18 protein-coding genes are annotated in these 18778 nt (G+C 47.9%); all 18 read left to right on the top strand.

From position 1 onward, the window contains the following. Positions 1-32: 32 nt before the first annotated feature. On the top strand, positions 33-416 hold the full coding sequence (locus AC58P7_RS28270) for a RidA family protein (RefSeq protein ID WP_497348979.1): 384 nt from the start codon (positions 33-35) through the stop codon (positions 414-416). A gap of 118 nt (positions 417-534) precedes the next feature. Continuing rightward, a complete protein-coding gene (spoVG, locus tag AC58P7_RS28265; RefSeq protein ID WP_028557369.1) occupies positions 535-819 on the top strand; it encodes a septation regulator SpoVG in 285 nt (94 codons plus the stop codon). A gap of 131 nt (positions 820-950) precedes the next feature. Continuing rightward, a complete protein-coding gene (gene glmU, locus AC58P7_RS28260) occupies positions 951-2348 on the top strand; it encodes a bifunctional UDP-N-acetylglucosamine diphosphorylase/glucosamine-1-phosphate N-acetyltransferase GlmU (protein WP_497348977.1) in 1398 nt (465 codons plus the stop codon). A 311-nt stretch (positions 2349-2659) separates the two neighbouring features. Further along, the gene (locus AC58P7_RS28255; protein ID WP_497348975.1) at positions 2660-2860 is read left to right on the top strand and encodes a hypothetical protein; all 201 of its coding nucleotides are present in this window, start codon (positions 2660-2662) and stop codon (positions 2858-2860) included. A gap of 71 nt (positions 2861-2931) precedes the next feature. Beyond that, a complete protein-coding gene (gene pth, locus AC58P7_RS28250; protein ID WP_497348973.1) occupies positions 2932-3492 on the top strand; it encodes an aminoacyl-tRNA hydrolase in 561 nt (186 codons plus the stop codon). Positions 3493-3626: 134 nt separating this feature from the next. Then, positions 3627-3854: an anti-sigma-F factor Fin gene (gene fin / locus AC58P7_RS28245; RefSeq protein WP_310502535.1), complete on the top strand. Its 228-nt coding sequence runs from the start codon at positions 3627-3629 to the stop codon at positions 3852-3854. A gap of 74 nt (positions 3855-3928) precedes the next feature. Next, on the top strand, positions 3929-7450 hold the full coding sequence (gene mfd, locus AC58P7_RS28240) for a transcription-repair coupling factor (RefSeq protein WP_497348971.1): 3522 nt from the start codon (positions 3929-3931) through the stop codon (positions 7448-7450). Then, positions 7437-8528 (top strand): peptidylprolyl isomerase, encoded by a 1092-nt coding sequence (locus tag AC58P7_RS28235; protein WP_497348969.1) that lies wholly within the window; start codon positions 7437-7439, stop codon positions 8526-8528. Before mfd ends, AC58P7_RS28235 begins: the two co-directional genes overlap by 14 nt. 355 nt (positions 8529-8883) lie before the next feature. Next, complete coding sequence (gene spoVT / locus AC58P7_RS28230; protein ID WP_497348967.1) at positions 8884-9426, top strand: stage V sporulation protein T; 543 nt, start codon at positions 8884-8886, stop codon at positions 9424-9426. A gap of 227 nt (positions 9427-9653) precedes the next feature. Beyond that, complete coding sequence (locus tag AC58P7_RS28225) at positions 9654-11435, top strand: putative polysaccharide biosynthesis protein (protein ID WP_497348965.1); 1782 nt, start codon at positions 9654-9656, stop codon at positions 11433-11435. Positions 11436-11629: 194 nt separating this feature from the next. Then, positions 11630-13156: a bifunctional methyltransferase/pyrophosphohydrolase YabN gene (yabN, locus tag AC58P7_RS28220; protein WP_497348963.1), complete on the top strand. Its 1527-nt coding sequence runs from the start codon at positions 11630-11632 to the stop codon at positions 13154-13156. Between the two features lie 119 nt (positions 13157-13275). Further along, entirely contained in the window at positions 13276-13548 is a 273-nt protein-coding gene (locus AC58P7_RS28215; protein ID WP_028557378.1) for an HU family DNA-binding protein, read from the top strand. After that, entirely contained in the window at positions 13548-13811 is a 264-nt protein-coding gene (locus tag AC58P7_RS28210; protein WP_057313307.1) for an RNA-binding S4 domain-containing protein, read from the top strand. The genes AC58P7_RS28215 and AC58P7_RS28210 overlap by 1 nt, the downstream gene beginning before the upstream one ends. 138 nt (positions 13812-13949) lie before the next feature. Continuing rightward, positions 13950-14237: a sporulation protein YabP gene (gene yabP / locus AC58P7_RS28205; protein WP_028557380.1), complete on the top strand. Its 288-nt coding sequence runs from the start codon at positions 13950-13952 to the stop codon at positions 14235-14237. Then, positions 14234-14809, top strand: coding sequence for a spore cortex biosynthesis protein YabQ (yabQ, locus tag AC58P7_RS28200; RefSeq protein ID WP_497348961.1), 576 nt, complete (start codon positions 14234-14236; stop codon positions 14807-14809). The genes yabP and yabQ overlap by 4 nt, the downstream gene beginning before the upstream one ends. 15 nt (positions 14810-14824) lie before the next feature. Then, a complete protein-coding gene (locus AC58P7_RS28195; RefSeq protein ID WP_497348959.1) occupies positions 14825-15148 on the top strand; it encodes an FtsB family cell division protein in 324 nt (107 codons plus the stop codon). A gap of 108 nt (positions 15149-15256) precedes the next feature. Next, on the top strand, positions 15257-15856 hold the full coding sequence (locus tag AC58P7_RS28190) for a S1 domain-containing RNA-binding protein (protein ID WP_497348957.1): 600 nt from the start codon (positions 15257-15259) through the stop codon (positions 15854-15856). Positions 15857-16306: 450 nt separating this feature from the next. After that, positions 16307-18772, top strand: a complete 2466-nt coding sequence (gene spoIIE, locus AC58P7_RS28185; RefSeq protein WP_497349021.1) for a stage II sporulation protein E — start codon at positions 16307-16309, stop codon at positions 18770-18772. The last annotated feature ends 6 nt before the right edge of the window (positions 18773-18778 follow it).

The following is an 18778-nucleotide window of genomic DNA, read 5'->3' as shown; positions in this document are numbered from 1 at the left end:
TCTATATTTCAAAAAAAAGGAGATTCGTAAGCATGGAACTCATTTCAACATCAACAGCACCTGCAGCAATTGGACCTTACTCACAAGCGGTTAAATGGGGTAACCTTTTGTTTACATCCGGACAGATCCCGTTAGGGTTGGATGGTCAAATCGTAGAGGGCGGCATCAAGGAACAGGCGCATCAAGTTTTTGCGAATTTGAAAGGCGTGCTTGAAGCAGCGGGTTCTTCTTTTGGGCAAGTCGTGAAGGCGACTGTCTTCCTGAAGGATATGAATCAATTTGGGGAGCTTAATGAGATCTATGCAACCTACTTCGGAGACCACAAACCAGCTAGATCTACCGTTGAAGTTGCGAGATTACCTCGTGATGTTTCTGTCGAAATTGAACTAATTGCTGTGATTCCTGTCGAAATTTAACAGAAACATTAAGAACACATTAAATTATCAAAAATTTCAAAAAAATAAGAAGGAATTTGCATCCATATGTTGAATATATCACCCAAGTCTCAGAGATGGAAAAAGGTGGTGAACACAAGTGCAAATTACAGATGTAAGACTCCGCCGGGTAAACTCCGAGGGGAGGATGAAGGCGATTGCTTCTATTACCATTGATAACGAGTTCGTCGTACACGACATTCGTGTCATCGATGGCAATAACGGAATGTTCGTTGCTATGCCGAGCAAACGAACACCAGACGGTGAATTCCGCGACATCGCTCATCCGATTTCGTCCACGACTCGTGAGAAAATTCAAGCAGCAGTACTCGCTGAATACGATCGCGCAGCTGTAGAAGAGGAAGTCATTGAAGAAGGCGCATAATTCAGATTATTGAGAGAGCCCTTAGGGCTCTCTTTTCTTTTCATAGGTAATGATGCTATATTGGGGGAAGAACTCATTCGTTTATAGGGAAATAGAATATCAATAGTTCAATTAAAGGAGTTGGAATTACGTTGAAGCTCATGGCAATTGTTTTGGCTGCAGGACAAGGAAAACGTATGAAATCAAAGCTGTACAAGGTGCTTCATCCGGTTGTTGGTAAACCGATGGTGGGTCACGTTGTCGATACGCTGCAACATATAGAAGTAACACAAACCGTCGTGGTTGTTGGATTTGGTGCAGAGGCTGTGAAAGGCTATCTAGGTGATCGTGCCCAGTATGCACTGCAAGAGCAGCAGCTAGGAACGGGGCATGCGGTGCTTCAGGCTAAGGAATTGCTTGGCGAGGAAGAAGGGATGACGGTTGTCATTTGTGGGGATACCCCTCTCATTACAGCTGCTACGCTGCAAGAGACGATCGAACTGCACAAGAAATCAGGTGCGGCTGCTACGATTTTGACAGCGAAGCTGGACGAGCCGCAAGGCTACGGACGTATTATTCGCGGGGAAGATGGACGCGTAGCTCGGATCGTAGAGCAGAAAGATTGCTCACCGGAAGAAGCGGCTGTTCAGGAGATTAACACGGGTACGTACATTTTTGATAATCGGAAAATGTTCAAAGCACTGGCGTCGGTTACGAACCAGAATGTACAGAATGAATATTACCTAACCGATGTTATCGGCATTATGACGAGCGCAGAAGAAGTCGTGCAAGGCTATTGCATGGCAGATCCAGCTGAATCCATTGGGGTGAACGATCGTGTGGCGTTGTCCGAGGCGGAGCAGCTGTTCAAAGCGCGGATTAACCGCGAGCATATGTTGAACGGGGTTACCATTATCGATCCGCTGAATACGTATATCGAGAAGGATGTTACGATTGGCGCTGATACGATTCTACTGCCGGGTACTATTTTGCGCGGAAATACACATATCGGTGAGCTTTGTACGATTGGACCGCAAACCGAAATCATCGATTCCACGATTCAGGATGAAGTAACGATTAAGCAGTCCGTTCTTCAGGATGCCTTCGTAGACAGCGAAACTTCTGTAGGTCCATTTGCATACTTGAGACCAGGTGCTAAGCTTGGCAAGAAAGTGAAGATTGGCGATTTCGTAGAGATTAAGAACGCGACGCTTGGAGAGGGATCGAAGGTTTCCCATTTGAGCTATGTGGGTGACGCGGTTGTCGGGACGAACGTAAACATCGGTTGCGGTGCAATAACGGTGAATTATGATGGCTTCAATAAAAACGTAACGGAAATCGGGAATGATGCGTTTATTGGCAGCAATGTCAATTTGATCGCTCCTGTGAAGATTGGTGACGGTGCGTTTGTCGTTGCTGGCGCTACGATTACCCATAATGTAAACGATGGCGATATGGCTATCGCTCGTGTACGACAAGAGAATAAAGCTGGTTATGCAGATAAAATCAAAGCGCGGATGAGAGCGAAGAAAGAAAATAAAGGTCGTTGATAGACAGTGGGTGACCATGCACGGCGGAGTGATGAAACAATAGGGATGGAACCTCTTGAGGTGGGGTACGCTAGAAATGAGGTGCTACCCACTCAGCTTGGTTTACGTGAAAACGACCAAGCTGAGCGAGACCGAAAGGGGTTTTTCTTTGTCTCATGCTAGTAGGCTTGGAAGCGTGGTAAGACAATTGGCAAGGTGAAGCCTGATGGCTCTAACGTTTGTCGTTTCACCAATGTAAGCGCTTAATATCCAGGGCGCGAAACAAAAGTATGTGCCTTTCTGTTATAAAAGGTACGATTAATCTTAACGAAATGACGGTTGTACATTTCGATGAAGCCTATATCCTTGTGCAGATTTTGATAGTATACTTGGACGGGTACGTCCGCATCGAAATGATCTTGGAAATGATCATCTTCTGTAAGCTGTTGTCCATGAAGATACATCGTTCTTTTATCACCTACAGCTTTTATGGGATGGCAAACAATGAGAAACAGGTATATTGTAAACAATAACCTTTAAAAGCGGGTTCCGCAAAGGTTTTTTCTTATATTTTCAGATCATGCATGGGGGGATTTAGAAGAATATGAAATGTTTTATCGGACTGGGAAATCCGGGAAAGCAGTATGAACTGAATCGGCACAATGTGGGGTTCATGGCCATCGACCGTTTTGCCGCCAAATGGGGAATCACCTCTTTTCAGAATAAGGGCAAAGGGTTATTGGCAGAAGGGAATGTGAATGGAACGAAGGTTTATTTACTCAAACCAATGACCTACATGAACCTTTCCGGTGAATCCATGCGAGCTTTCCTCGATTTCTATAAAGCGAAAATGGAAGACGTCGTCATTGTTTACGATGATATGGATACAACCTTTGGACAAATTCGTCTTCGCTACCAAGGAAGTCCAGGGGGGCATAATGGCATCAAATCGATTATCCAGCATGGGGGCACACAAATTTTCAATCGCATCCGGATTGGTGTGAATCGTCCGGCACCTGGATATAACATTGCAGATTATGTGCTATCCAACTTTTCCAAAGAAGAGATGAAGTCGATTAACGACGTGTTAGATCTAACATGTGATGCAATGGAGTTTAGTCTGGGAGAATCCTTCGAGAGAACGATGGCTAAGTTTAATAAATAATCAGATTCCTTTATCCTGCTGTATAAATGATGATATGTTCACTCCCAATTCGAAATGACAATGCCAGATTCGGCTAATTTCTCCGAAGAATGGTCATACTAGGATGTAATCGAATTATCGAAGGAGGCATACATATGATCAAGTATATTTGCAGGCATTGTCATACTTTTGTCGGGGAAATTAATCAGCATGCGATTACGGAGCAGCAGTTAGGCTTCCATTTCTTGACCCCTGATGAGCGTAGAGATATAATATCGTATAATACGAACGGAGATGTTACAGTTAGGGTCGTTTGCGACTATTGTCATGAGGCACTAGAAGCGAACCCAGAATTATCCCTGCTAGCCAGTCCGTTGCAATAATTATGATGAGTTTGAAGAGTCAATAGCCGAGGCAAGTGTGCCGAGGCTTCTTTTTGTGAGGGGAGTGTACTTGTTTGCAAGCTTTAATTCAAGCTTTTTCTGCGGATACCGACTTTCAAACGATCGTGACAGGCCTCAAGTCCGAAATGAAAGAGCAGCTCATTGCCGGTTTAACTGGCTCCTCCAGGCAAGTGATGCTAGCCTCACTCGCGCGTGAGCTTGAGCGCCCGCTTTTCGTTGTAACGCATAATATGTTCGCTGCACAAAAAATAGCGGAAGACCTTTTAGAGTGTCTATCCCCTGATGAAGTGCTGCTCTATCCATCTCAAGAGCTTCTGACTACGGAAGAAGCCGCATCAAGCCCGGAGATGCTAGCGCAGCGTATTGACGTTCTCACTAAACTAGCTGGCGGATACCGCGGCGTGGTCATAGCACCCTTTGCTGGCGTGCGAAGATTGCTCCCGCTTAAGCAAGTGTTCGAGGAATCCCGTGTAACGATTAATGTCGGAGATACGGTTCAATTAGACGAGCTGCTAGCCACCTTATCAAGCCTAGGGTATGAGCGGGTCGAGCGGGTTGAGACCAAGGGCGAGATGAGTGTTCGCGGCGGAATTCTCGATTTATTTCCGCTAACGTCGGAGAATGCGATTCGGATTGAGCTTTTTGATATCGAAGTAGACTCTATTCGGACTTTCGATGTAAGTGACCAACGGTCAATTGATAAATTAACAACGGTGACGATCCCTCCATGCCGCGAGATTCAAGCGGATAGAAAGCGGTTACAATCAGCGGCGCAGCATGCGTACGAACTGCTGCAAGCACAATTAGCGAAGATGACCGAGCGTTCAGCCAAAGACAAGCTGTTAGAGGGTATCGGTCACGATATAGAACGAATGCGCGAAGGACAGACGTTCCCGGGTATTTATAAATATATTTCTCTCCTATATACGGAAAGACAGACGCTCATGGACTACATGCCCAAAGATTCGATTCTCATTATCGACGAGCCTGCCCGCCTCCTGGAAACAGCGAAGCAGTTGGAACGCGATGAAGCCGAATGGATGATGCATGCGTTAACTGAGGGGAAGAGCTTGCCGGCTTTTGTGCTGTCCAAATCTTACGAAACCCTGCTGCACCGTAGACCGTTCCCGACGTTGTATGTTTCGCTTTTCCTGCGTCAAGTAGCGGGTATTCAGCCGCAAAATATCGTCAATTTCGTGTGCCGCGTGATGCAAAATTTCCACGGACAGATGAATCTGCTCAAAGCGGAGATGGAGCGCTGGAAGAAAAATGGCAGTAAGGTCATTTTGCTGGCGAATGGTGAAGATCGTGCTGAGCGCGTACGTCGCGTTCTTAACGACTATCAGATTGAAGTGCCTGAAATTGTCGATGGCAATTTGCAATCGGGCTTTGAAATGCCTTCTATCCACCTCGTCGTCATTACGGAGGGTGAAATTTTCACCCAGAAGCAGCGTAAGGCCCGTAAAGTGGAGAAGAAGCTCGAGAACGCAGAACGGATCAAAAGCTATCAAGAGCTGAAGGTCGGGGACTATGTTGTTCACGTCAATCACGGGATTGGGAAATACGTGGGCATCGGCACCTTAGAGGTCGGCGGAATTCATAAGGATTATCTCCACATTATGTATGCCGGCGGCGATAAGCTGTCTGTTCCAATTGACCAAATTGATTTAATCCAAAAGTATGTCGGTTCCGAAGAGAAAGAACCGAAGGTATATAAGCTCGGAGGCGCAGATTGGGCCAGAGTGAAGAGCAAAGCTCGCGCATCTGTTAAAGATATTGCGGATGAGCTGATCAAGCTGTATGCCGAACGCCAAGCGGCGACCGGATATGGATTTAGTAAGGATAGCTCCTACCAGAATGAGTTCGAGGCGATGTTCCCTTACGATGAAACGCGAGATCAGCTTCGCGCGATTGAGGAAATCAAAACGGATATGGAGAAAGCACGTCCAATGGATCGGCTGTTATGTGGTGACGTTGGATACGGTAAAACCGAGGTCGCTGTCCGTGCAGCCTTTAAGGCCGCGATTGACGGGAAACAAGTTGCGGTTCTCGTACCTACGACGATTTTGGCTCAGCAGCATTATGAAACATTCCGTGAGCGTTTCTCCGGCTATCCGTTCAATGTGAAGGTATTAAGTCGATTCAGGTCCAAAAAGGAACAAACGGAGGTTATGAAAGGGGTCAAGAAGGGCGTCGTTGATGTTGTGATTGGTACCCATCGCCTCTTGTCGCAAGACGTCCAGTTCAAGGATCTAGGTTTGCTCATCGTCGATGAGGAGCAGCGTTTCGGCGTGTCCCACAAAGAAAAGCTGAAGCGACTCAAGACCAATGTGGACGTGCTTACACTGACAGCGACACCGATTCCGAGAACCTTGCATATGTCCATGTTGGGGGTTCGTGACTTATCTGTTATTGAAACACCGCCTGAGAATCGTTTCCCGGTTCAGACATATGTGGTGGAATACGGGCCAACGTTGGTGAGAGAGGCGATCGAGCGGGAATTAGCCCGTGAGGGTCAAGTCTATTACCTCTATAATCGTGTTCAAGGTATTACGCAGATTGCCGATCAAATCTCGATGATGATCCCAGATGCACGGGTAACTGTAGCGCATGGTCAAATGGGCGAGCAGGAGCTCGAGAAGACAATTCTCGATTTCTTGGATGGCGAGTATGATGTTCTCGTCAGCACAAGTATTATTGAAACGGGTGTCGATATTCCGAATGTGAATACACTTATTGTTCATGATGCGGATAAAATGGGGCTTTCACAGCTCTATCAGCTGCGCGGACGTGTAGGCAGGTCAAATCGTGTCGCTTATGCTTATTTCACGTATCAACGTGATAAAGTGCTTACAGAAGTAGCTGAGAAACGACTTCAAGCGATTAAAGAGTTTACAGAACTTGGTTCAGGCTTTAAAATTGCGATGAGGGACTTATCCATTCGTGGCGCAGGGAACTTATTAGGTGCTGAGCAGCACGGTTTCATTGCTTCCGTCGGCTTCGATTTGTATTCTCAAATGCTAGCGGAAGAAATTGCAAAGCTGAAGCTCGAAATAGATGGAGAAGCGGTCAATCCCGAACCGGAATGGCATACATCGATCGATATCCAATTGGATGCGTACTTGCCTTCTGACTACATCTATGACAGCATGCAGAAAATCGAAATTTACAAAAAAGTGGCCGCCATTCGCACGCTGGAAGAAGCCGCGGATCTGCATGACGAGCTCGTCGATCGTTTCGGCGATCTGCCGCAGGCCGTGTTCAACCTACTGACAGTGGCTCGTTTGAAAGCATACGGTTCGGAGTACCGGATTGAAACGATTAGCCAAAAAGGGGAGGATTACCTAATCAAGGTGCATATCGACCAGAATAGCAGGCTGGATGGACAGAAGCTCCTTGCCTTGTCCAAAGGCTTTGATGGTCGTATCAAATTGAACGCAGATCCGCAGTTACTCATTGTTATCCGCTTTAAAGGTATGAAGCCGGAAGCCTCCATCGAATTGTTGGAGAAATTCTTGGTACAATATAAGGATGTTCTGAAAACGAAAGGGGAATTACAGGATGTTGCCAAATGAAACTAGCAAACAACGACTTACTTCGAAAAAATGGATTTTAGGTTTGGTGACAGTAGTCCTTGCATTTTCTGTCCTCAGCGCGTGCGGAAGCAAAAAGGAAGGCGCTGCAACAGCTTCGCCTTCCGCTACAGCGGCTGCGACAGGTAATCCAAGTGATATTATCGCTACGTACAAAGAGGGCGGTAAAATTACACGCGCCGAGTTTGATTCATTCATTAGCGTAAATAAAATGTTCTCCCCGCAATTAGCTCAATACTTGGCAGATCCTGCTTTTCAACAAGATATGTTGAAGCAAATGGTGACTTTCCGCGTCCTTTCAGCTAAAGCTGATGATAAAGTGAAAGCGGATGCTGACAAACAAGTAACCGAGCAAATGAAAGCTATCACTGACTATTTCGGCAAGCAAGAAGGCGGAATGGACAAGCAGTTGAAAGACAACGGTATCGAGTTGAAAGATATCGAGTCCTTGATGAAATTAAGCTTCTATACAATGGGCAGCATGGAAAGTAAAATCACGGACCAAGCGGTTCAAGATTCATATAAAGAACAAGCGGCAGCACATGCTTTTGACGTTGCAACCGTTAGCCATATCCTCATCTCTTTGAAAGATTCCGCGACACAAGCAGATCTTCGTACGAAGGATGAAGCGTTGAAAAGAGCGAAAGAAGTGAAGGCGAAGCTGGATGCAGGCGGCGATTTCGCGGCGCTTGCGAAAGAATACTCCGATGATCCAGGTTCCAAAGACGCTGGCGGTACGTACAAAGATGCCGATATCAATCAATGGGTACCTGAGTTCAAAAATGCAGCGAGCACGCTTCCATTGAACAAAATCAGTGATCCAGTTGAATCCAGTTTTGGTTACCACGTGATGAAAGTAGAATCCAGAAGCACGAAGCAACTGGATGATACACTCAAAACACAAATCAAATCTCAGCTTGCAGAGAAATCCTTGTCTGAGTTTGCAGAAACGGAATACCCGAAATTGATCGAAACGAATAACCTTCCGAAAGTGGAAACAAGCCCAGCTCCAGCGGCAAGTCCAGCAGCTAGTCCTGCGGCAAGCCCAGCTGCAAAGTAAGAACTTACCAGGATGTCCGATAATGGGCATCCTGTTTTTATTTGTTACCACATAAGAAAGCTGTTTTCGGTTCCCGAAAACAGCTTTCTTATTGGCGATAAAATCTACATCTAAGCGCGGTCGCTCATCATTGAATTTCCTCGATATAGATTTTCTCATTTTTGGACATGATAAGCGCAGCAGGGTGCAGAGCTAAATAAAGTAAATTGCTTAGTCGAGGCGTCTGCATAGAAGATTGGGAAGTGAAGAATACTATGGATAGATTTCAAGTTCCCACCAAATCCCGATCAAGCATACAAGGTTTCATGCTCGTGTCGTATCTAATTCGTAAGCGGAAAGTGAGGCATCTAGAGGTATGAAAGCAACTGGAATTGTCCGTCGGATAGATGATTTAGGGAGAGTTGTAATCCCCAAGGAAATACGGCGCACCCTACGCATTCGTGAAGGTGACCCTTTGGAAATTTTCGTGGATCGTGATGGAGAAGTCATTCTGAAGAAGTATTCGCCGATTGGTGAGCTTGGCGATTTTGCGAAGGAATATGCGGAGTCGTTATTTGAAAGCACCAATCATGTTGCCTTGATTTCGGATCGAGATAATATTATTGCCATGGCTGGCGGATCTAAAAAAGATTATTTAGAGAAATCCGTAGGGGCGATCATTGAGTCTTGCATGGAAAATCGGAAGGCTGTCATTGAAAGCAGCTCAGGGCAATTTGAGATTATTAAAGATACCAATGAAACGTTCACTTCCTTTGTAGCTGCGCCGATTGTAGCAGGGGGCGATCCCATTGGTTCGGTTATCCTGGTTTCGAAGGACGAGAATGTGAAAATGGGCAATATGGAAGTTAAAATGGTTGAGACTGCAGCTGGATTTCTAGCGAAGCAGATGGAGCAATGAACACATAACCCCAAACGAAGGCTTCCTTACGGAGATGGTGACGCATCTGTAAGCGAAGCTTTTTTTGTCATATTAGCATTTATATGTTTCACATGATAAGTCTGCTATATGACTAGATAAACGCTCCCGTTCTAAGAGGACGGCGTAGTCGTTTATTTTGTCTAAAATGGCAGATTTCGCTATAATACGTACATAGGAATCACGTTAGTGTAGAGGAGTAAATCGGAATGAGGGTCACCGGCAAGGAGCAAGATCAGCAGGACGAGGGGCTCCAGAGGCATGGTGATGGTAAACAGGGGAATAAGCTCTTAAAAGGCGCTGCCCTGCTTGGCACTGCCGCTGTGCTCTCCAAATTATTGGGAACGCTTCAGAAGATCCCCTTACAGAATGTTGCTGGAGATGTGGCTTTTGGCATATATAATGCGGTCTATCCGCTCTATATTTTGATCTTATTTGCAGCAACTGCTGGATTTCCAGTCGCGGTATCTAAGTTTGTAGCTGAACGTGTCATAGAAGGAGATCATCCTGGCGCGAGGCGGATTGTGGTTGTCTCATCCGTCCTATTAATGAGTGCAGGCATATTGTTGTTTTTGATATTGTATTTTGGTGCGGAGACGTTTGCTGGTTGGATAGGCATTTCTCGAACCGTCACGGCGATCCGCAGTGTATCATTCGCACTGCTTCTTTCTCCGGTTCTGGCTGTTCTGCGCGGCTATTTCCAAGGGTATCAGAATATGGTGCCAACGGCGGTCTCACAAGTTATTGAGCAGTTCATTCGTGTGATCACGATGGTTACACTGCTGCTGTATATGGTCGCACTCGCCTACGATGAAGCTTGGATCGCAGCAGGGGCTACATTTGGCTCTGTGACGGGCGCTGGAGCGGGTCTGGTGGTTATGGCTGTGTATTGGCGGAGGTCGCAGCGTGTGGAGCGAGAGAATGCAAGCTTACCAACATATAGGGAGCTAGAGGAAGGAACAGGGCCAAGGTCAGAACAGGAAGTGAAGAAGGCGATAGCAGCTGGTCTGGAGTCAAAGCAACTGATCTCTTCCTGGCAATGGGCGAAACGTATTACGTTGTATGCGATCCCTGTATGCCTTGGCGCTATTGTAGTGCCGTTACTCACGCTTGTGGATACGTTCACCATGCCTCGTTTGCTGGAAGCTTCATTTGGCAGCGAGCTGGAGGCCATGCGTCAGTTCGGCCTTTATAACCGCGGGCTTCCGCTTGTGCAGCTGGTCGTGATGGTGGCGTCTTCGATGTCAGCCGTCTTGGTGCCAGCCATAGCGGAAGCCAAGGTAAGAGGGCAGATTGATCTTATCCGCTTTCGCGCTGAAATGTCTGTGAGGCTCGCATGGCTGATCGGGCTTGGTGCTTCGTTCGGGCTCGCGTTCGCAGCGATGCCGATCAACGTGATGCTCTATACGAGCTCAGAGGCGAGCTGGACGATGGCCGTGTTGGCCTTCACGGCCTTGTTTAGTACGTTGAACGCTGTCAGCGCCAGCGTTCTGCAGGGCGCCGGAGCGATTCGCACGCCGGCCAAAGCCCTGCTCGTTGCCATCGTGCTGAAAGCACTCGGCAACGTCTTGTTGCTGCCCCGCTGGGGCATCGACGGCGCCGCGCTCAGCGCGGTGATCGCCTACGCCGCTGCGGCGGGGCTGAATCTGGTGCAGCTGCGCCGCTGCACCGGGGTGCGCTTCGCGCTGCGGCCGTACGTCGTCAGTCCCGCGCTGGGCGTGGGACTGATGGGCGGAGGCCTCGCAGCGCTGCAAGGGCTGGCCATGCTCGCTCCGGCGGCATGGCACGTGCCTGAGCGATGGAGCGCTAGCGCCATCGCTGTGGTTGGCGTAGCCGGCGGCGCAGCCGTCTACGCGCTTGCGCTGCTGCGCAGCGGCAGCATCAGCCGCGAGGACCTGCGGCTGATGCCGGAGCTGGACCGGAAGCTGGCGCCGGTCCTGGCGAAGCTGCGGCCGACGAAGGCTTCGGTCGGCCCGGTCGATCCCAGTTAGCGGCGGTTTTACGTGCGCCCATAGTGATGAAATCCATCCTTACAGCATGCATTCGCGCGCAACCTGGCTCCCTAGTGATGAAAAACATCAGTCCAGCTCACTCGAGCACTGTTCACGCATCTCACAAAACCACAATTACAACTCTGCCCCACTCGGCAAAATCCCTATATCCATCAATCAGGAGGTGTCATCCCATGTCAACAAACAACCCGCGCATTACCGTCTTAGGACTCGGGACTGGAGACGAAGATCAATTAACATTAGGGGTATGGAAAAAGCTCCAACTAGCGGCAAAGTCGCAAGCAAAACTGTTCCTACGGACGAAAGACCATCCGATGGTGCAGCTTTTAGATGCCAACCAGATACCCTATGAAACGTTTGATGCGAACTACGTGTCGAATGAGTCGTTTGAGGGAGTTTATGAGTCCATCGCGGAAGAATTAATCACCGCTGCCAAAAGTAATACAGTCGAAGTGCTGTATGCGGTCCCAGGTCATCCCATGGTGGCGGAGTACACTGTACAGCTGCTAAAGGAGCGCTGTGCTTCAGAAGGCATCGAACTTCAAATCACTGGTGGAGAGAGTTTCTTAGACCAAGCGTTCCTGCGCTTTGGCTTCGACCCCATCGACGGCTTCCAGCTGCTGGATGCAACTAGCATCAGCCGTTATTCCTTGAATCCGCAGCTGCATACGGTGATTGGGCAGGTGTACGATACGTACACGGCATCTGATCTGAAAATTAGCCTGATGGATGCATATCCGGATGAGTACCGCGTTGTTGTTGGTCATTCTCTAGGGGTCGTAGGCCAGGAACAGATCATTGAAGTGCCGCTTCATGAGCTTGACCATGTTAAAGGCTACGGTAATCTGTCGTTAGTATGGGTGCCTCGCAGCGAGCAGGAGGAGCCGTACTACCGGACATTTGGCAAGCTGCATGAGATTGTGCAGACCTTGCGCAGCCCAGAAGGCTGTCCGTGGGATCAGGAGCAGACGCACGAGAGTTTGCGTAAGAATTTGATCGAAGAAGCCTACGAAGTACTAGAGACGATTGACGAGGATGATCCGGAGCATATGTGCGAGGAGCTTGGTGATCTGCTTTTACAAGTGATGCTGCATGCCCAAATGGAAGAAGAAATCGGCACTTTCACGGTGTACGATGTGATTGCCACGTTGAATGAGAAGTTGATTCGCCGTCATCCTCATGTGTTTGGTGAGCTGAAGGCGGAAGACGCCGATGAGGCGCTAGTCAATTGGAATGCGATCAAGGTAGAGGAGAAGCGGATGAAAGGTATCGATGCCACGAAGCAATCTGTTCTGGACGGCATTCCGCGTGAGCTTCCTGGCTTGATGAAGGCGATGAAACTGCAGAAGAAGGCGGCAACGGTCGGTTTTGACTGGACGGAGCTAGATGATGTGCTTGCCAAAGTGGAAGAGGAGCTCACTGAACTGCGCGAAGCGATTGTGTTGGGGGCGGAAGACGGTGCTCAGGAGCGTCGTGACGAGCTGGGGGATGTTCTCTTTTCCATCGTAAATGTTGCTAGATTCCTAAAAGTAGATCCGGAAGAGGCGCTAGCCCAAACCAATCGTAAGTTTATGCAAAGATTTTCATATATGGAGGAACAGCTACGTTTAAAGGGCTTATCTTTTGAACAAACTGGGTTATCAGAGATGGAGCAATACTGGCAGGATGCAAAAAAAGTTACAAAACTTGATCAACGCTAGAAGGATTTTGCCGAAAAAAGCAGAATACTAGACTTGTTGCAAGGTGAATCATGAAATGTAACCACAGTTGGTACATAGAAGACCTGATCTTCAAACATTTTGGGAGGTAAAGAAACCACATGAACAAAACAGATCTAATCAACAACATTGCAGAAAAAAGCGGACTTACTAAGAAAGACGTAGAAGTTGTCCTTAACGGATTCCTTGGTGAAGTAACAGACGCTCTTTCATCCGGAGATAAAGTACAATTGATCGGTTTCGGTACATTCGAAACTCGTAAACGTTCCGGCCGTACTGGTCGCAACCCGCAAACAGGTAACCCAATCGAAATCGCAGAATCCAATGTTCCTGCTTTCAAAGCGGGCAACAAGCTTAAAGACGCTGTAAAATAATGCGGATCGATAAATTTCTCAAAGTATCTCGTCTGATCAAACGCCGTACGGTTGCGAAGGATGTGTCCGATCAAGGGCGCGTGTGGATCAACGGTAGAGACGCTAAAGCGAGTACGCATGTGAAAGTTGGAGACGAGCTATCCATTCAGTTCGGTCAAAAGAAAGTAACGATTCGCGTTGAGCTTCTGACGGAGTCTACCCGCAAGGAAGACGCTGCGCAGATGTACACGTTGCTGAAGGAAGAAGCCTTCCAATCCGAATAACGCATAACTGTGAAGTAGCCTGGGATTCCTGCAGAGGGGATTTCAGGCTATTTTTTTGCAGGCATAGATGTACGGCTTGGTTCTAAAAAAGGACATCCCCCCATATCGTAAGATTAGGTGAAGGAGGGGTAACAGGCCATGATCGAACCCGTGAAAAACAACAATAAGAGGCAAGAAATTAAAATGCTGAATCGCAAGCTCTTGGAAATATCGGGAGTTTTGAATGTAGAAAGCTTTGATAGCGAAGAATTCCTCCTTGAAACGGAAATGGGCTACTTGATGATTAAGGGGCAGAATTTGCACATCAAGAACTTGAGCTTGGAGCAAGGATTAGTCGCCATTGAAGGTATTATTCATGAATTAGCCTATGTGGATGGGAATACCCAGGAGAAATCCAAAGGGTTCCTAGGTAAGCTATTCAAGTGACGCTTCCCGTTCAATTTCATACGATTTTCATGATGATCCTGAGTGGTATTTGCATAGGGGCTATGTTCGATGTATTTCATGTACTCTCGGGCAAGCTGCGATTACCGCGATGGACCATTCCGATTGTGGATAGTATCTATTGGATTGTGGCGACAATCCTGGTGTTTAAGATGCTCATTTACAGTAATGAAGGACAAGTTCGAATTTTTATTTTCCTCGGCATGGGGATCGGCATTAGTTTCTATTTCGCCCTCCTCAGTCCTTTGGTCGTTCACCTTACGCTCATTCTCATTCGAATTATTGTGGTGATATACCGCTTCCTTACGAGGACTGTCGAAATTCTAATCATTAAACCGATTATTGCATTATATCGTCTAACGGTGATAATTTTAGGCTTTTTGCTAGCTGTAGCTATATTCCTTTACAGAATTGTGCTACAATTGCTATATCCTGTGTGGAGATTATTCCTCTGGATGACTAAGCCTGTGCATAAGTACTTGGTGATCCCTAACTGGTTGAAGAAACTGAAGGGACGCATCATTGCGCTTTATCGCAGGATATTCTCGAAGTAGGAGGAATTCCTATTCATGCATGCTCAAGCAACGGCTTCAACCAAGCGCATCAGTCGGGAAGGCTCGAAGCGTAGACTGCGTATTCTATTGATCATTGTCTTATGTTTTCTGAGCTGGGCCGCTGTTAACATCTGGGGGCAGTTCGCCAAGCTGCACGAGAAGAAAAGTGTCGTAGCGAATATGGAACAACAACTCGTCGAGGCGCAGAAGGTGAATGCCCAAACAACGAAAGAAATCGCACGGCTGCATAACGACGAATATTTGGATCAAATCATTCGCCGGGACTTTCATTACAGTAAAACGGGAGAGACACCACTGAGTGTCTCGAAGTCGCAATAAAAAACGTTACGAAGAAGTGGCGTATGCCGTGTTGACCGTGGTTTCTGCATCGGTTATAATCGGCGTAGCCAGTGTTTTCAACATTTTAAGGGAGGAACATTTTACTTTATGGCAATTGAAGTTGGCACCAAGTTAGAGGGTAGAGTGACGGGGATTACTCACTTTGGAGCATTCGTCGAGCTTGCTGAAGGAGTTACCGGTCTTGTTCACATTTCGGAGATCGCGGACAATTATGTGAAGGACGTTAATGACCACTTGAAGCTAGAAGACAAGGTAACGGTCAAAGTAATTAACGTGGACAAGGATGGCAAGATCGGACTGTCGATCAAGCAAACGATTGACAAGCCAGTTGAGGAAAGACCAGCTCGTCCTGAACGTACAGGTGGCAGCAGCTATCAAGGTCGCCCTAGTGGAGATCGTCCAAGTGGCGGTTACCAAGGTGGTCGCCCAAGCGGTGGCGGCGATCGTAGTGGTCCTCCGAGCGGTGGTACAGGTGGTGGTGGCGGTCGTCCAGGTGGCGGCGGTGGCTTCAATCGTGGCGGCGGTGGTGGTGGTCGCGGCGGCTTTAACAAGCAGCAGGGCGGTGCTAGACCGTTTTCGTTCGAAGATAAAGTATCTCGTTTCCTTAAAGATAGTGAAGAGCGGATTTCGTCCTTGAAGAAGAACACCGAGTCCAAACGCGGTGGCCGAGGCGGAAGAAGAGACTAATAGATGCAGATGATGAACCACATTCGCTGAGGCGGATGTGGTTTTTTCTTTAAATATAAGTATGTATCTGTTTCAGACAATAAGTCGGCTATATTTCATGATAAACGCACGCGTTCAAAGAGGACGGCATAGCCGTTTATTTTGGCCGCGGGTAACAAGTTGTGCAAAACCATACAAAACAATCGACATGGAGTTACGGGTATCTCCCCCATACGCAGGGCGAAAGTTCGAGGTAATCAGACTTTTGGAAACGTTTTCAATAGGGTGAACCTAGAGTGGGCAAGGGCTGGGACCCGTTGACAAAGGTTTCGGGACATGTCGGAAATTTCTTTGAATCTATCAACTCATTCTGACAAACTTTCTGCTAGATTGTCTCTATACTAGAGAAACAAATAAGGGAAGAAATGGATGGTGTTCGAGAATATGCAAAGACGAAGCTTAGGCGCGGTGATGGGTGGCGGATGGTCGGGAATTTGGCAGAAAGCAAAAGTAGGCGTTCACAGTGCAGCTGTGGAGAATCGATGGGTTCAAGCTTTTGTTGCTAAGAAATGGTCGTTACTGCTAATCGTTATGGGCTTCTTGCTAGGTCGTGCGATGATTCTGGAACAGTTATCACCATTTGCGCTCTCGTTTATCGCGGTCATTTATTTTACAAGAAAGGATATCTTGCATTGGGTAGGGATTGCTGCTTTTGCGGGAAGCTTGCTTGCGGTGAATGGGAACACTGGTTATCTGGTGACAGAAATCGTTACATTTTTGTTAATCCAGAAGGCATTGGAGAAATATGAACGATCAGACGTCTCGTTAGCACCGCTGCTCGTATTCAGCTCAACCTTTCTGGTGCAGCTCTTTGCGGAGCTGGTTGTGTCTAACTTAACGTGGTACTCGCTCATGATGCTCACCGTTGAAGCGCTGCTAAGTCTGGTGCTGACGCTCATTTTTATCCAAGCGATTCCGGTCTTTACGCTAACTCGGAAAAATTATCATTTGAAGCATGAGGAGATCATTTGCTTAATTATTTTGCTAGCCTCGGTTATGACGGGTACGGTTGGTTGGCTCGTGGGCCCTGTCACGGTCGAGCATGTGCTATCTCGCTATTTAATACTGCTGTTTGCTTTGGTAGGAGGAGCGCCGTTCGGAGCATCCGTTGGTGTTGTGACTGGGCTCATTCTCAGTCTTGCGAATAGTAATGCGATCTATCAGATGAGTCTACTCGCTTTCTCTGGTATGCTCGCAGGTCTCCTTAAGGAGGGCAATCGCTTAATGGTTGCCTTCGGGATGCTGATAGGCTCATCCATTCTCTCCTTCTATATGGGCTCTAATTTGGATGTGATCAATTCGGCGTGGGAATCGCTCGCGGCTGTGGCCTTGTTTCTCTTGACGCCTCGCAGTGTCATCCTCATGCTGGCTAAGTATGTACCTGGTACACAAGAGAATCTGAAGTCACAGCAGGATTATGCGAAGCGTGTGCGGGATGTGACGGCAGGCCGCGTCGAGCAGTTCTCGGAGGTGTTTCGCCAGCTTGCGCGCAGCTTCAAGCAGCTTACGACCGAAGATGAGGTGACTCGTAAGGAGGAGGATGTTGGGCATTTCATGAATGCCGTCACTCAGAAAGCGTGTGAGTCCTGTTGGAAGAAGAGCCAGTGCTGGGATCAGAAATTTTACCAGACCTATACGTATATGACGGATATGATGACCCAAATTGAGACGAAGGAGAGCATGACGAAGAAGCAGATTCCGCCAGAGTGGAAGAAAGTGTGTATCCGTACAGAACAAGTACTAGATGTGATGAAGCAGCAATATAGCTTATATAAGAATGATATGCATTGGAAAAAGCAGATCATCGATAGCCGGCATCTTGTGGCCGACCAGCTATCTGGTGTTTCACAGGTCATGGAAGATCTGGCGAAGGAGATCAAACGGGAAGGACAGGAGCTGTTCCTTCAAGAAGAGCAAATCCGTAATGCCCTGGAGGAGCTGGGCTTATCCATTCATACCATAGATGTTATTTCCTTGGACGAAGGAAATATTGAAATCGAAATCATCCATCAATATACGAAGGGATTTGATGAATGTCGTAAAATCATCGCGCCGCTCCTTAGTGAGATCATCGGCGAGAACGTCGCCGTGATGCGAGAGGAGATGCACACGCGCGGCGAGGGCTACAGCACGGTCGTATTCGGCTCCGCCAAGGAATACGAGGTCGAAACCGGGGTCGCCGGCGCAGCCAAGGGAGGCGACCTCTTCTCGGGCGACAGCTACTCCACCAAGGAGCTGGGCAATGGCAAGTATGCCGTTGCGCTGAGCGATGGCATGGGCAATGGCGAACGCGCGCGCGCTGAGAGCGAGACGGCTCTGAGCATCCTGCAGCAGTTGCTGCAGTCGGGGATGGATGAGAAGCTGGCGATCAAGTCGCTGAACTCGGTGTTGATGCTGCGCTCATCGGATGAGATGTACGCGACGGTCGATATGGCGCTGATTGACATGTACAACGCGAATACGACGTTCATGAAGATTGGTTCTACGCCAAGCTTCATTAAGCGAGGCACGGAGGTCATTGCGATCTCGGCCAATAATTTGCCGGTCGGCATCTTAAGCGAGATTGATGTCGATCTGGTTTCGATACCGCTACAATCCGGGGATATCCTTGTCATGATGACGGACGGCATCTACGATGCTCCAGGCCATGCTGTGAACAAGGAGATGTGGATGAAGCGGATGATCCAAGAGATCGACACGACCTTGCCGCAGGATTTCGCGGACTGCTTATTGGAGCGTATTTTCCGCCATCATCATGGGGAAATTCAGGATGATATGACCGTTGTCGTAGCGCGGGTGGAGAAGCGGCAGCCCGAATGGGCAACGTTCCGTTGGCCGGGCATTACACGCATGGAACGTCCGAAGACGGTTAGCTGACGTTAG

The organism is Paenibacillus sp. J22FR5, assembly GCF_059691975.1.
Note: the sequence above shows the minus strand (reverse complement) of the source record. Positions and strands in the feature narration are given on the sequence as shown.

Coding starts and splice junctions, on each gene's coding strand:
- AC58P7_RS28215 (WP_028557378.1), top strand. CDS start 13,276: ATGAACAAAACAGATCTAATCAACAACATTGCAGAAAAAAGCGGACTT.
- AC58P7_RS28225 (WP_497348965.1), top strand. CDS start 9,654: ATGAGGGTCACCGGCAAGGAGCAAGATCAGCAGGACGAGGGGCTCCAG.
- yabN (WP_497348963.1), top strand. CDS start 11,630: ATGTCAACAAACAACCCGCGCATTACCGTCTTAGGACTCGGGACTGGA.
- spoIIE (WP_497349021.1), top strand. CDS start 16,307: ATGGGTGGCGGATGGTCGGGAATTTGGCAGAAAGCAAAAGTAGGCGTT.
- yabP (WP_028557380.1), top strand. CDS start 13,950: ATGATCGAACCCGTGAAAAACAACAATAAGAGGCAAGAAATTAAAATG.
- AC58P7_RS28235 (WP_497348969.1), top strand. CDS start 7,437: ATGTTGCCAAATGAAACTAGCAAACAACGACTTACTTCGAAAAAATGG.
- AC58P7_RS28255 (WP_497348975.1), top strand. CDS start 2,660: ATGACGGTTGTACATTTCGATGAAGCCTATATCCTTGTGCAGATTTTG.
- AC58P7_RS28190 (WP_497348957.1), top strand. CDS start 15,257: ATGGCAATTGAAGTTGGCACCAAGTTAGAGGGTAGAGTGACGGGGATT.
- AC58P7_RS28270 (WP_497348979.1), top strand. CDS start 33: ATGGAACTCATTTCAACATCAACAGCACCTGCAGCAATTGGACCTTAC.
- AC58P7_RS28210 (WP_057313307.1), top strand. CDS start 13,548: ATGCGGATCGATAAATTTCTCAAAGTATCTCGTCTGATCAAACGCCGT.
- spoVT (WP_497348967.1), top strand. CDS start 8,884: ATGAAAGCAACTGGAATTGTCCGTCGGATAGATGATTTAGGGAGAGTT.
- fin (WP_310502535.1), top strand. CDS start 3,627: ATGATCAAGTATATTTGCAGGCATTGTCATACTTTTGTCGGGGAAATT.
- AC58P7_RS28195 (WP_497348959.1), top strand. CDS start 14,825: ATGCATGCTCAAGCAACGGCTTCAACCAAGCGCATCAGTCGGGAAGGC.
- pth (WP_497348973.1), top strand. CDS start 2,932: ATGAAATGTTTTATCGGACTGGGAAATCCGGGAAAGCAGTATGAACTG.